At 67.0% G+C, this 12,833-nt stretch carries 11 protein-coding genes; 6 read left to right on the top strand and 5 right to left on the bottom strand.

Annotated features, from left to right (window positions below):
• Positions 1-13 precede the first annotated feature (13 nt).
• A complete protein-coding gene (locus tag ACOABP_RS22370; RefSeq protein WP_474230364.1) occupies positions 14-1,288 on the bottom strand; it encodes an MFS transporter in 1,275 nt (424 codons plus the stop codon).
• A 111-nt stretch (positions 1,289-1,399) separates the two neighbouring features.
• On the opposite strand from ACOABP_RS22370, the gene ACOABP_RS22365 reads away from it, so the two are divergent.
• Entirely contained in the window at positions 1,400-2,344 is a 945-nt protein-coding gene (locus ACOABP_RS22365) for a LysR substrate-binding domain-containing protein (RefSeq protein ID WP_474230363.1), read from the top strand.
• 34 nt (positions 2,345-2,378) lie between these two features.
• On the opposite strand, the gene ACOABP_RS22360 is transcribed toward ACOABP_RS22365, so the two are convergent.
• Positions 2,379-2,735, bottom strand: coding sequence for a hypothetical protein (locus tag ACOABP_RS22360; RefSeq protein ID WP_474230361.1), 357 nt, complete (start codon positions 2,733-2,735; stop codon positions 2,379-2,381).
• A 336-nt stretch (positions 2,736-3,071) separates the two neighbouring features.
• On the opposite strand from ACOABP_RS22360, the gene ACOABP_RS22355 reads away from it, so the two are divergent.
• Positions 3,072-3,524 carry a hypothetical protein gene (locus ACOABP_RS22355; protein WP_474230360.1) on the top strand — a complete coding sequence of 151 codons (453 nt, stop codon included), beginning with the start codon at positions 3,072-3,074 and terminating at the stop codon, positions 3,522-3,524.
• Between the two features lie 79 nt (positions 3,525-3,603).
• Here the strand turns inward: ACOABP_RS22355 and ACOABP_RS22350 are convergent, their stop codons facing one another.
• Positions 3,604-4,125: a MarR family winged helix-turn-helix transcriptional regulator gene (locus ACOABP_RS22350; RefSeq protein WP_474230358.1), complete on the bottom strand. Its 522-nt coding sequence runs from the start codon at positions 4,123-4,125 to the stop codon at positions 3,604-3,606.
• 260 nt (positions 4,126-4,385) lie between these two features.
• Positions 4,386-5,126, bottom strand: a complete 741-nt coding sequence (locus tag ACOABP_RS22345) for an SDR family oxidoreductase (RefSeq protein ID WP_474230356.1) — start codon at positions 5,124-5,126, stop codon at positions 4,386-4,388.
• A 114-nt stretch (positions 5,127-5,240) separates the two neighbouring features.
• Between ACOABP_RS22345 and ACOABP_RS22340 the strand changes: the two genes are divergently transcribed.
• The 3 genes from ACOABP_RS22340 to ACOABP_RS22330 all read left to right on the top strand — a co-directional run bounded on the left by ACOABP_RS22340 (position 5,241) and on the right by ACOABP_RS22330 (position 10,431).
• The gene (locus tag ACOABP_RS22340; protein ID WP_474230354.1) at positions 5,241-6,164 is read left to right on the top strand and encodes a LysR family transcriptional regulator; all 924 of its coding nucleotides are present in this window, start codon (positions 5,241-5,243) and stop codon (positions 6,162-6,164) included.
• Positions 6,165-6,203: 39 nt separating this feature from the next.
• Positions 6,204-9,110 carry an HD domain-containing phosphohydrolase gene (locus tag ACOABP_RS22335; RefSeq protein WP_474230353.1) on the top strand — a complete coding sequence of 969 codons (2,907 nt, stop codon included), beginning with the start codon at positions 6,204-6,206 and terminating at the stop codon, positions 9,108-9,110.
• An 82-nt stretch (positions 9,111-9,192) separates the two neighbouring features.
• Positions 9,193-10,431, top strand: coding sequence for a bifunctional alpha/beta hydrolase/OsmC family protein (locus tag ACOABP_RS22330; RefSeq protein ID WP_474230352.1), 1,239 nt, complete (start codon positions 9,193-9,195; stop codon positions 10,429-10,431).
• Between the two features lie 8 nt (positions 10,432-10,439).
• Here ACOABP_RS22330 and ACOABP_RS22325 read toward each other — a convergent pair whose 3' ends face one another.
• Entirely contained in the window at positions 10,440-11,390 is a 951-nt protein-coding gene (locus ACOABP_RS22325) for a LysR family transcriptional regulator (protein WP_474230350.1), read from the bottom strand.
• A gap of 93 nt (positions 11,391-11,483) precedes the next feature.
• On the opposite strand from ACOABP_RS22325, the gene ACOABP_RS22320 reads away from it, so the two are divergent.
• Positions 11,484-12,812, top strand: coding sequence for a D-serine ammonia-lyase (locus ACOABP_RS22320; RefSeq protein ID WP_474230348.1), 1,329 nt, complete (start codon positions 11,484-11,486; stop codon positions 12,810-12,812).
• The last annotated feature ends 21 nt before the right edge of the window (positions 12,813-12,833 follow it).

The raw sequence follows: 12,833 nt of genomic DNA, 5'->3' as shown, positions 1-12,833 counted from the left end.
GTGTGGGCCGGGTTCATGGCCGGTTCGTCTGGCGCCTGGCCGGAGGCGGAAACAGCGGCCAGACGCCCAGCGCCACCAGGGCCGTCGTCGCCCAGACCACTGACCACGACGTCTGCGCCAGCCAGAGCGGCAGGACAAGCGGCGTCACGAAGAATCCGAAGAACACCACGGTGTTGGCCATGCCCAGCGCGGTGCCCGCGCGGTCGGCCCCGGCCATGGCAGCCAGTTCGGTGTAACCCACGCCGTGCCAAGCGGATACCGCGATACCGGCGAGCGCCAGCATCACTGGCACCACGGCCATCAGCCGGGCGCCTGCGGAACTGCCATGCACGCAGGCAGCCAGCAGCAGGAAGGCCGCCACGGTCATCAGCGCGCAGCCACGCAGATAGGCGCGGCGGTTGTCGTGCCGGTCCGTCCAGCGACCGCTCCAGACACGCGTGACCATCGCGCCCGCCTGGATCGTGACCAGCGTGGCCGTGATCGCGCCAAGCCCGGCATGCACGTAGTCGTGCAGGAAGATCGATGCGAACGTCAGCACTGCGAATTGCGGCACGCAAAGCAGGCCGATAGCCAGCACGATGCGCCAAACGGCCGCCCGGCCAAGCGGATTCGGGCTGCGCAACCGGGCCGCGGCCGTCGCCTGGAAGTCAGGGGGTTCATGTAGCCAGCACCAGGTGAGAACGGCAGAGACGCCGCACAGCAGTGCGACCCAGCCAAAGGCCCAGGCAAAGCCGAAGGTCGATGCCAGCCATGGCAGGGTCAGCGCGCCAATGCCGCCGCCCATCGGCACCGCAGTCTGGCGGATGCTCATGGCAAGTCCGCGCTCGCCTTCATGGAACCAGCGCATGACCGCGCGACCGCTGGCGCCGTTGACGCTGCCACCGACCAGGCCGACCAGCGTCATTGCCAGCACCAGCCATGACAGCGAGGGAATATGTGCGGTCGATCCGATGGCTGGTGTCAGCCAGATTGCCATCGCCAGCAACGCCGCGCTGGTGGCGGCCAGTCCGCCCAGCAACACGGGGCGGTCGCCCCATCGGTCGGCGGCCAGACCCCAGGGCAGTTCGGACAACGCGGTGCCCAGGCCGAGCGCGCCCACGGCCAGGCCGACTTGCGCGGTGTCCAGCTGATAGCCGGTGCGCATCCAGACGGCCGTTGTCGGGATGCCGCTCACGGCGGCCAGTACGCTGGCGTTGGCCGCCACGCCAACGCCCAGTACTTTCCAGCGATGGGAAGGGGCCAGGCGCCGGGCCGGCGCTACGGAAAGTGGAGCGGTGTGCGAGGTCATGGGTGACAGGTGAATGGAGAGTCGTTTGACGCGAACCAGTCTGTCACCGAGAATTCATCCTGAAAATCAGAAAATATTTCACGATTCGTTCGATAAAACAGGATGGTTGCGATGTCCCGAACCAATCTCGATCTGGCTGCGCTGCGTAGCCTTCTGGCTGGCATGGAACTGGGCAGTTTTGCCCGCGCCGCCGACCGCGTAGGCCGCTCCACGTCGGCCATCAGTGCCCAGATCCGGAAGCTTGAGGAGCAGGCGGGCACCCCGTTGTTCCGCAAGTCCGGGCGCGGGCTGGCGCTCACGGCCGCCGGCGAGGCGATGCTTCGCTATGCACGCCGCCTGGTGGAGCTGAACGACGAAGCGGTCAGTGCGGTGCGTGGGGTCGACCTCGCGGGCGGCATACGTCTCGGTCTGCAGGAGGAATTCGGTGAAGGATTGCTGCCCGAGGTACTGGGCCGCTTCGCCCGGGCGCACCCGAAGGTGCGCATCGAGGCGGTGGTGTCACGCAATGCCGACCTGCTGGAACGGATCGACACGGGGCGCTGCGATCTGGCGCTGGTGTGGGCCGACATGCATCCCGCAGTGTCGGACGATGTTGCCGGCTACGCGATGGGACACCGGTTCGTCGAACGCATCGACGATGTGCCGATGTGCTGGGTAGGGGCGGCCACGGGGGCGGCGACGATCCCCTGGCAACCGGGCGATGGCGAGCCGTTGCCGTTGGTGGCCTTTGATCGCCCGTGCCAGTTCCATTCGGCTGCCATGGCTGCGCTGGAGCGCGCCGGCATACCCTGGCGGGTGACGTTCTCGAGTCCGAATCTTGGCGGATTGTGGGCCGCGGCCGCAGCCGGGCTTGGGCTGACAGTGCGGTCGCGCTACGGGTTGCCCGCAGGCGTGCGCGCGCTGCAGGCCGGGGAGTGCGGCCTGCCCGCGTTGCCATCGATGTCGCTGGCAATGGTACGAGCGTCGGCAACGATGCCGCCCGAGGTGGAGCGGCTCGCGGACATCCTGCGCGCAGCCTTGCCCGGCGCACCGGTACAGGGCGTCCTGGCTGCCTGATTCAGCCTGGCGGCATGCCGTTGTGTCAGTCGCGTCAGTCGTCGTAGCGGTCCCCGTGGCGCATCGGCCGACACAGCAGCGCGCCCAGCAGGATGCCGAGGCCCAGGGCCATGCCCAGCGCCTTGACCGGCTCGCGGTGCGTGTATTCGGTCACGCATTCCTGCCCGCGCGACATGCTGTCGGTGACCGATGCCTTGATCGATGCCAGCTTGTCCGATCCCTGGGCTGCCTTTGTCAGGAAGGTCTGCTTGGCAGTCTCGATCGCTTCGCCCGTCAGGTTCGGCAACTGCGCAAGCAGGTCATCCAGATCCTTGGCCAGTTGCCGGGTATCGGCCTGCAATTTCTGCTGGGCGTTGGATGGATTGATGTCGTTGGGGTCATAGGCGGCCATGGGCGTCTCCTGGCTGGATGCGGATGCGGAAATCTGCTGGTGCAGGTTTCATACCAGCGGCCCATGCGCGTCGGCTGGCGGCTGGCCGGCATTCGATCTGGCAACCGGCAGCACCGACTTACCGGCGTTTGTAATTTGCGCCATCGCAACCCGGGGCGAGCGCCACCGATGCGCGTCGGGTGGCCTTTGTGTCGTATGAGAGCAATCTGATTCTGGGCGCGATGAGACAAATACGATTTCGGATGGATGCGCGCTGCGGTATGGTGGTCCCGTGTGATGAAGTCCGCCCACCGAAGAGCGGGCCACAGACAGGCAAACCTTGTTCAGGGGTCAATCATGATGATTTTTCGAAGCTCCACAACGGCAGAACACTGCGCCAACGACGCAATCGATACGAAGCCGCAAGCTGGCCGGCCGGGCGCATCCGGCTACGCAAGAGGGCCGCGCCCAGGGCGCCACGGCGTGGCGGACTGGGCGCCCGTCCTCGCCATGGTGGGGGCGGGGGTGATGTTCGTGCTCTACATCATGACAACGATCAACGCGTCGATGGCCGACAAGCTGGTTGCCGTGACGCGAAGTATCGAGGAACTGGACAAGCGGGTGAATGTGCGTTTCGACGAGATGGACAAGCGGTTCAACGGCCAGTTTGATGCGATGGGCAAACGGATGGACCGCCTGGAGGCGCGAGTCGATCGGACCGACGAGCGGTTGAACAAGCTGGAGACGCAACTGACGTCGATGGACGCCAAGCTGGACCGCGTGCTCGAACTCGTCATCAGGCGCCGCTGACTGGCTGCGCGGCTTGTGCCCTGACTGAACGCAGCGTGGCGATCAAGCGAAGCGATTGTTGCCGATGCTGCGATGGTGCCTATTCCCTGCCGGCGCCGGTGCAGATGCCATGCAGCTTGCGCAGGCCGGTATAGAGTCCCAGCCGCTCCTCGGGCGTCAGCAGGCGGATCACCGAAGCCTGGCCGCGCCGCGCCAGCGGGATCACCTGCGCGTGAAGCGCGGCGCCGGCATCGCTGATCTTGCAGGACAGGCGCTTGCGGGGCGTCGTGCCTTCCGATTCCAGCGTGACAAGGCCGCGGTCTTCGAGCAGTCGCAGCGTGCGGCTGACCAGGGCCTTGTCCGACGTCGACTGCTTTACCAGCTCCGCGAACGACATCGGCTCGCCGTGCGCCAGCAGCGCCAGGATGCGCCATTCCGGTACGGTCAGGTCGAATTGCGTCGCATAGGGCTCGGTCACGCTGCTGCGCAAGGCCGTTACCAGCTGGCTCAGCATGGTCGTCAGAAAATCGTTGACGTTCAGCCCGGTGCCGGCTTCGTCGAGATGCGACCAGGGATCGATGCCCTCGGTGGTGGCCGGAGTGTGCTGGGTGGTACTGGACATGTACGGGGCGCTTAGAAGGTATGCCGGGAAATCGCCCGGAAAACGCCTGCGATTGTCTCACAACGCTTGTTGTTCGCAACTTTGTGGCGCCACGCGTCGTATCCGGTGCCGGGAGTTCATGGGGAGGTTGGATGTCCGTCCGCTGGCTTGAGGCGTCAACCGGCCGGCCGCATGACGACAGCCAGCCCCTTGCCCGCATGGGGGAAGGGGCTGGCATGGCCCGGGTGGACGCTGCCGTCACGCCCCGGGGGCTTCCGGTATTACGCCGCGAAACCGCCGTCCACGTTCAGGCTGGCACCGGTCACGAAGCTCGCTTCCGGGCCCGCCAGGTAGGCGACCATGCTGGCGATTTCGTCGGGCTTTCCGTGACGCGGCAGGGCCATCAGGCCGTGCAGCGATGTGGCGAATTCCGAGTTTTCCGGGTTCATGTCGGTGTTGACCGGGCCTGGCTGCACGTTGTTGACGGTGATGCCCTTGGGCCCGAGGTCGCGCGCCATGCCTTGCACCAGGCCCTTCAGGGCCGACTTGCTCATCGCGTAGGCGGCACCGCCCGCGAACGGCATGCGGTCGGCGTTGGTGCTGCCGATGTTGATGATGCGGCCACCTTCACCCATATGCGACAGCACGGCCTTGCTGGCGACAAACACGGCGCGTACGTTCACGGCGAGTGTCTTGTCGAAGTCGTCTAGCGAAAAGCCTTCGACCGGGCCCAGGAACAGCACGCCGGCGTTGTTCACCAGAATGTCGATCCGGCCGAAATGGATGGCGGCGTCGTTGATGGCGCTGGTGAGCGCGGCGGCGTCGGCGGCGTCTGCGCGGTAGGCCTTGGCGCGGCCGCCGGCAGCCTGGATCGATTCCACCAGTTCCTGCGCGGCGGCGCCGGAGCTCTGGTACGTAAAGGCGACGGCGGCGCCGTCCCGCGCCAGGCGGCGTACCACGGCGGCGCCGATGCCGCGTGCACCACCGGTAACGAAGGCAACTTTGTTCGAGAGCGAGGTCATGATCGGTTTCCTTTCAGGTGAGGGGTTGGTGAGCGAAGTATGGTTTTTGCGATCCCCTACCGGTAGTCACAAATTAAGATCAACTTTTTCAACCGTTGGTATAAGCTTGTGGGCATGGACGCCCTGAACCTGCTTGAATCGTTTATCCAGAGTGCCGAGACGGGCAGCTTTTCGGCTGCGGCCCGCCGGCTTGGGCTGACGCCGGCGGCGATCAGCAAGAACGTGGCCCGGCTCGAGGATCATCTCGGGCTGCGGCTGTTCCAGCGCAGCACGCGCAAGCTCACGCTGACCATGGGCGGGGAGCAGTTTTTCCGGCAGGTGTCCGATCCCTATGCCACGCTGCGCGATGCGTTTGCCAGCGCCGCCCAGGAAGACGGCCGGCCGGCCGGCGTGCTGAAAGTCAGCATGGGCGTGGCCTTCGGGCGCGAATACCTGGTGCCGCTGCTTGGCGAGTTTCTGGCGATGTATCCGGCCATCGTTCCTGACTGGCACTTCGACAACCGGAGCGTGGACCTGATTGCCGGCGGCTTCGACGCGGCGATCGGTGGCGGCATCGAACTGACCGAAGGCGTGGTGGCGCGCGAGCTGGCACGTACGTATGTGGTGGCGGTGGCGTCGCCGGCCTATCTGGAAGGACGGACGCCGCCCAAGCATCCGGCCGACCTGTCCGCGTTCGATGGCATCGTGCGCCGGTCGTCCTCGACCGGGCGCCTGCGGCTGTGGAACCTGCGCAACCAGATTGGCGAGGAAGCCCTGGCCGAGCCGCGCACCCGCCTGATCTTCGATGACCCGGAAGCCATGGCCCATGCCGCGATGCAGGGGCTGGGCGTGGCGCTGCTGCCGATGCCGCACGCCGCGCCATGGCTGGAACGCGGCGCGCTGGTGCGCCTGCTGCCGGGGTGGTGTGCTGACAATGGCCCTCTTGCGCTTTACTATCCCAACCGCAAGCTGCTGCCGCCCAAGACGCGCGTGTTTGTCGATTTCATCGTCGATGCCTTCCAGCGCAAGGGCCTGGCCCGCAGATTCGACGGACGCTGAACTGTCATTTCACGAAGCACCCCACATCGGGAGGGCTGTATGGCAACGGCAGTGCGACGGAGCGTGCCGCTCCATCTCCATATCTGGACGTGGTTCGGCTCGCTGGTGCTGCTGGTGGGGGCGCTGGTCTGCGGCATCAACTACGTGATGACCAAGGCCGCGCTGGAGCGGTCGGTGACGGACACCACGCAGCGCGTCAGCCGCGAAAGCCTGGAGGAAGTCGAGAACCTGCTGCAACCCGCCCAGATGGCGGTCAGGCTGCTCAGCCACAGTTCGCTGGCCGATGCCACGACGCTGGCGCAGCGCAGGCAGCGCATGGCGCTGATGCGCGACGCGCTGGAAAGCTCCCCAATCCTGCAGGCGCTGTATCTCGGCTATGCCGACGGCAGCTTCTTCTATATGCGTCCGCTGCGCGACGAAGGCGAGCGCGCCGCCTACAAGGCGCCTGCAAGCGCGGCATTCCTGGTGCAAAGCGTCGACCACGACAGCGGCAGCGCGGTGGGTCGCTACTACTACATGACTGCCGACCTGCACCCCATCGGCGAGGCCCCCGCCGCCGAGCTTGCCGCCCGCTTCGACGCACGCACGCGGCCCTGGTACACCGAGGCCATGGCTTCCGGCACGGTGGTGCGCACAGATCCGTACATGTTCTACTCCGACCGCGAGTCCGGCGCGACGCTGGCCGTGCGTACGGCCAATCGCCAGGCAGTTGTCGGCGGCGACTTTCGCCTGGACGCACTGGGACAACTGCTGAACCACGAAACGTTGACGCCACGGGCGGTGCTGGCCTTGCTGGACCAGAAGGGCGTGCTGGTGGCGATCAACCGCAAGCCGCCCGAATCCGTTGCCGCGCCAGACTCGCTGAACATGAATCCGGCGGGCCGCCCCGAAGACTACGGACTGGCCGTCTTCACGCGACTGGCCGCCGGCGTGGCGACCCCGCCCGACCCGTCGGCGGGGGCACATGGCATGGCGCTGGAGCGAGCCGATGGCGAGGACTGGTACACGTCGGTCGACCGCCTCAACCCCAAGGATCCGGATTCGCTGGTGCTGGTGTCGGCCATCCCGCAGGCGGAACTGCTGCACGACGCCCGGCAGCAGGCTGCGCTGGGCATGGCCCTGACCGGGCTGGTGCTGCTGCTGGCGTTGCCGGTCACCTGGCTGGTGGCACGCAGCGTGGCGCGGCCGCTGCAATCGCTGGCCGCCGAGGCCGACGCCGTACGGCGCTTCGATTTCGTGCGTCCGGTGTCGGTGCGCTCGCGTATCGGCGAGGTGAACGCTCTTGCGGTGACGATGGACCAGATGCGCGGCACCATCCAGCGCATGCTGCACGTCATGCGGGCCGTATCGGCCGAGCATCGCCTCGACCGGCTCCTGCCGCTGCTGCTGCAGGAAACGCTCAGCGCCGCAGGCGGTCAGGCGGGCGCGCTTTACCTGACGGCCAGTGACGAGGGCCTGAGTCCGGCCGTGGGCTTCGACCGCAGTGGGGCCGAGGTGACCACGATGAACGAGACGCTGACGCTCGATACCTTGCCCCTGGTACGTACGGCCGTGCGCGAAGGCAAGGCGCACGCCGGCCATCTGACGTCTGCCGACGTGGGCGCCGCGCGGCTCGATGTCCTGTCGGGGGCCGCGCCGGTACACGCCGCGGTCATTCCGCTGATCAATCGCCAGCAGGCGCTGCTGGGCGTCGTGCTGGTGCTGCGCGACACGCCGATCGAGGCCTCGCAGCTGGCGTTTGCCAGCACAATGGCAAGCCTGTCGGCCGGCGCGCTGGAGATGGGCGAACTCACCACCGCGCAGCGCGACCTGTTCGATGCGTTTATCCGCCTGCTGGCCGGCGCCATCGATGCCAAGAGCCCGCACACCGGCGGCCACTGCGCGCGGGTGCCGGAACTGGCCAAGCTGTTGGCGCGGGCCGCCTGCGATGCCACCGACGGGCCTTACCAGTCGTTCGACCTCACCGATACGCAATGGGAGGCGCTGCACGTGGCCGCCTGGCTGCATGACTGCGGCAAGGTCACGACGCCCGACCACGTCATCGACAAGGCGACCAAGCTGGAAACGCTGTACGACCGCATCCACGAAGTGCGCATGCGTTTCGAGGTGCTCAAGCGCGATGCGGAAATTGCCTGCCTGCAGGCCGTGGCCGATGGCGACAACCCGCAGGCGGCGCGCGAGCGGCGCGATGCGCTGCTGCATGAACTCGACGAGGAATTCGCGTTCGTGGCGGCGTGCAACGTGGGCGGCGAGCAGATGGATGCCGCGCACCAGGAGCGCCTGAGGCAGATCGCCACGCGCACCTGGCGCCGCACGCTCGACGACCGGCTTGGCATCTCGCACGAGGAGCTGGCACGCCGGCATGACGTGCCAGCCACGCCGTTGCCCGTCATGGAGCCACTGCTGGCCGACCGGCCCGATCACCGGATCGAACGTGCCGCGCGGGACCACATCGCCGACATCAATCCCTGGGGCTTCCAGCTTCGCACGCCCGAGTATCTCTACGATCGTGGGGAGTTGCACAACCTGACGATTTCGCGTGGCACGCTGACCGCGGAAGAGCGCTTCAAGATCGAGGACCATATCGTGCAGACGCAGATCATGCTGTCGCGGCTGCCATTTCCCAAACACCTGCGTGACGTGCCCGAGATCGCGGGCGGCCACCACGAAAAGATGGATGGCACCGGCTACCCCCGGGGCCTCAAGCGCGATCAGATGAGCCCGCTGGCCAGGATGATGGGCGTTGCCGATATCTTCGAGGCCTTGACGGCGGCAGATCGTCCGTACAAGAAGGCCAAGACGCTGTCCGAGGCCGTGGGCATCATGACCCGGCTGCGCAACGAGCACCATATCGATGCAGAACTGTTCGACCTGTTTATCGCGGCCGGCATTCATCGCACCTACGCCGAGCGCTACATGGACCCGGCGCTGATCGACATGGCCTGAGACGCAAGCCCGCGGGCCCTTGCGCCGGGGCATGCCCCATACGCGAAACCGTAGCGTGGACTATGCTTCGGGAGTTCGCACAATGCGTTTCCAGGGGGCGGTGATGAGCGTCGAAAAGATCGAGATTCCCGGCAGCCAGGGCGGCACGCTGTCTGGCCGGATGGAGTGGCCAGACGGTCCGGTGCGCGCACACGCGCTGTTTGCACACTGCTTTACATGTGGCAAGGACAGTCTGGCGGCCACGCGCATTGCGCGGGCGCTGACAGCCCAGGGCATCGCCGTGCTGCGCTTCGACTTCACCGGCATCGGCGCCAGCGAGGGCGATTTCGCCAGTACTAATTTCTCGTCGAACCTGGCCGACCTGGGAGCTGTGGCGATGTATATGCGTACGCGCGGCCAGGCGCCCACGCTGCTGATCGGCCATAGCCTGGGCGGCGCCGCCGTGCTGGGCGTGGCCCGCCGCCTGCCGGAGTTGCGGGCCGTGGTGACCATCGCCGCGCCCAGCGATCCGCGACACGTGCTGGGTTTGCTGGGCGACAACGTCGAGCGCATCCGCGCCGAGGGCGAACTCGAGGTGAAGCTGGCGGGGCGTCCGTTCCGCATCGCGCGGCAGTTCATCGACGATGTGTCTCGCCATGCGCTGCTCGATGAGGTCGCCAGGCTTGGCAAGCCCTTGCTGGTGCTGCAGTCGCCGACCGACGATACGGTGGAAGTCGAGAACGGCCTGGCGATCTTCGAGGCCGCCGCGCAGCCCAAGAGCTACGTGGCGCTGGAAGGCGCCGACCACCTGCTGCAGAACCGCGCCGGTGCGGCCTATGCGGCGAGCATGATCGCGGCCTGGTCGCAGCACTACCTGCCAACGCTGACCGAGGACGTGCAGGCCGAAATTCCCGAACCGGGCGTAGTGGTGGTGGCGGAGCGCCATCGTGGCCGGTACCAGCAGACCGTGCGCGTGGGCGGCCATGAGTTCGTTGCCGACGAGCCCGCCGCATTGGGCGGCGACGATGCCGGCCCGAACCCCTACGAACTGTTGCTGTCGGCGCTGGGCGCCTGCACGTCGATGACGATGCGCATGTACGCCGAGCGCAAGGCGTTGCCGCTGGAACACGTGGCGGTGCAGTTGCGGCACGAGAAGATCCACGCGAAGGACTGCGCCACGTGCGAGACCCAGGTGGGCATGGTGGACCGAATCGAGCGGCGTATCGCGATCAGCGGCGAACTGACGGCCGACCAGCGTGCATCGCTGATGAGCATCGCCGACAAATGCCCGGTGCATCGCACGCTGCAATCGGAAATCCGCATCGACACGCTGCAGGCCTGAGCCACGCGCTAGCCGATTCCCAGCACACGCCGGCGCGCGGCATCGAATGCCGCGCCTTCGGCCACGAGCCAGGCTTCGACCTCGGCCACCTGGGCGGTCTGCCCGTGCGCGCAGACAAAGTGATATGACGCCTGGCTGCGTGCATGGATGCCCCACAGGTCCACCAGGCGGCCAGATTCCAGGTCTTCCAGCACCAGCGCGGAGCGCCCCATGGCCACGCCTTGTCCGGCCAGCGCCGCATTGATGGCAAGTTGCGACAGGTTGAAACGCTGGCCGTCCGAGACATCGGGCAGCGTCAGGCCGGCATGGCGCAGCCAGCATTGCCACTCTTCGAACTCGCCGGCGCCATCCCATGGGCTCACATCGTGCAGCAGCATGCTGGCCCGCAGGCCATCGGGCGATTGCAGCGCGGGGTGCGCCTCCAGGTACGCCGGGCTTGCCACCGGGATCAGCCATTCCTCCAGGAACTGGTGCGCCTTCAGGTCCGGATAGCCGCCCGGGTCGAAGCGCACAGCGGCCTCGGTGCCGTCGCGCAGCATGCGCGAGCGGTCGAGCGCATGGAATTCGCCATAGACACGCAGGCCGATATCCGGATGCTGGCGAAAGAATCCACCCAGCCGGGGCGTGAGCCAGACCATTGCGAACGACGGCGAGCACGACAGTGCAATGGGCTGCTTGTCGCGCGGCTTGCGCAACTGGGTCAGCGTGCCTTCGATGGCCTGGAACGACTCGCGCAGCACAAAGCGCAGGCGCTCGCCTTCCGGCGTCAGCACCAGCGCACGCGGCGTGCGCAGGAACAGCGGCCGATCCAGCCACTGCTCCAGTTGCTTGACCTGCTGGCTGACCGCGCCCTGGGTGACGCACAGCTCTGCCGCGGCCTGTGTGAAGTTGCAATGTCGGGCCGCCGCCTCAAAACAGCGCAGCCAGCCCAATAATGATGCAGAAAGCGTATTTGCCATTAGTCAGGCTAATGCTTGGATCAGTACAAATGGTTTGTCACGACGGTGTAATGGGACAAGAATGGGGTCACCACATCCCGCTTCCATTGCTTCATGCCGACCGATTTTTCCGCACTGCCGCAACAACTGCTCGCCGATCTGCAGGCCGCTCGCCCGGTCTTCTGGGGCAACCCCGACCGCAGCGACGCAGCCGCCGTAACGACCGTCGTGGACGGGTGCGGCATTAGTCTAGCTGATGTGAAGGCCGCCCGGGCGCGCTTCGACAAGTTCGCGCCACTGCTGGCGCGGCTGTTTCCCGAACTGCAGGGCAGCGCGGGCCGGATCGAGTCGGATCTGCTGCCGGCGCCCGCCATGCAGCGTGCGCTGGATATGCCTTCCTCGGCCGGCGCGCTCTGGATCAAGGCCGATCACAGTCTGCCCGTAGCGGGCTCCATCAAGGCGCGCGGCGGTATTCACGAAGTGCTGGAGTTTGCCGAATCGCTGGCGCTGGAACACGGCCTGGTGACGCGCGACGCAGACTACGGCGTGCTGGCCGAAGCCCCGGCGCGCGAGCTGTTCGGCCGCTACCAGGTGGCCGTGGGTTCCACCGGCAACCTCGGCTTGAGCATCGGCGTGATGGCGTCGGCGCTGGGATTCCGGGCCGCCGTCCATATGTCGGCCGATGCCAAGGAATGGAAGAAGGCCCGCCTGCGGGCGCGCGGCGTGGCCGTGGTCGAGCATACGGGCGACTACGCGGCCGCCGTGGCGGCTGGCCGCCGCGAGGCCGATGCCGACCCGTACAGTTATTTTGTCGACGATGAGCGGTCGCTGTCGCTGATGCTGGGCTACAGCGCCGCCGCGCTGCACCTGCACGACCAACTGGCCGATGCGGACGTACAGGTCGATGCCGCGCATCCGCTGTTCGTCTACCTGCCCTGCGGCGTGGGCGGTGCGCCGGCCGGCATCGCGTTCGGCCTGCGCCAGCTCTATGGCCCGCACGTGCATCCGGTGTTTGTGGAGCCCACGCAGTCGCCGTGCTTCCTCGTGGAAATGCTGGCGCCGGGCGCGTCGGTGTACGACGTGGGCCTGACCAACCGGACCGAGGCCGACGGGTTGGCCGTGCCGCAGGCGTCGGAACTGGCCGCGCAGGCCATGCGCCCGCTGCTGGCCGGCGTTTGCACGGTGGCCGACGACACGCTGTTCGCCAATCTCCATCGCGTACGTGAGGCCGAAGGCCTGCGTATCGAGCCGTCGGCTGCCGCGGGCTTCAGCGGCCCGGGCATGCTGACCGGCACCGAAGCCGGGCGCGCCTACCTGGCGCAGCACAAGCTCGATGGCGCGATGGTCAATGCCATCCATCTGGTGTGGACCACGGGCGGCCTGTTCGTGCCCCCCGAGGAATACGCGCGCTTTGCCGAGCGCGGGGCGGCGCTGGCCGCCTGACTTGTCCCTTGACCCGAATCC

Source organism: Cupriavidus sp. HE11 (assembly GCF_056097175.1).
Note: the sequence above shows the minus strand (reverse complement) of the source record. Positions and strands in the feature narration are given on the sequence as shown.

Bases quoted from the DNA above. Each gene is read 5' to 3' on its own strand.
- ACOABP_RS22370 (WP_474230364.1), bottom strand. From the start codon at position 1,288: ATGACCTCGCACACCGCTCCACTTTCCGTAGCGCCGGCCCGGCGCCTG.
- ACOABP_RS22365 (WP_474230363.1), top strand. From the start codon at position 1,400: ATGTCCCGAACCAATCTCGATCTGGCTGCGCTGCGTAGCCTTCTGGCT.
- ACOABP_RS22360 (WP_474230361.1), bottom strand. From the start codon at position 2,735: ATGGCCGCCTATGACCCCAACGACATCAATCCATCCAACGCCCAGCAG.
- ACOABP_RS22355 (WP_474230360.1), top strand. From the start codon at position 3,072: ATGATGATTTTTCGAAGCTCCACAACGGCAGAACACTGCGCCAACGAC.
- ACOABP_RS22350 (WP_474230358.1), bottom strand. From the start codon at position 4,125: ATGTCCAGTACCACCCAGCACACTCCGGCCACCACCGAGGGCATCGAT.
- ACOABP_RS22345 (WP_474230356.1), bottom strand. From the start codon at position 5,126: ATGACCTCGCTCTCGAACAAAGTTGCCTTCGTTACCGGTGGTGCACGC.
- ACOABP_RS22340 (WP_474230354.1), top strand. From the start codon at position 5,241: ATGGACGCCCTGAACCTGCTTGAATCGTTTATCCAGAGTGCCGAGACG.
- ACOABP_RS22335 (WP_474230353.1), top strand. From the start codon at position 6,204: ATGGCAACGGCAGTGCGACGGAGCGTGCCGCTCCATCTCCATATCTGG.
- ACOABP_RS22330 (WP_474230352.1), top strand. From the start codon at position 9,193: ATGCGTTTCCAGGGGGCGGTGATGAGCGTCGAAAAGATCGAGATTCCC.
- ACOABP_RS22325 (WP_474230350.1), bottom strand. From the start codon at position 11,390: ATGGCAAATACGCTTTCTGCATCATTATTGGGCTGGCTGCGCTGTTTT.
- ACOABP_RS22320 (WP_474230348.1), top strand. From the start codon at position 11,484: ATGCCGACCGATTTTTCCGCACTGCCGCAACAACTGCTCGCCGATCTG.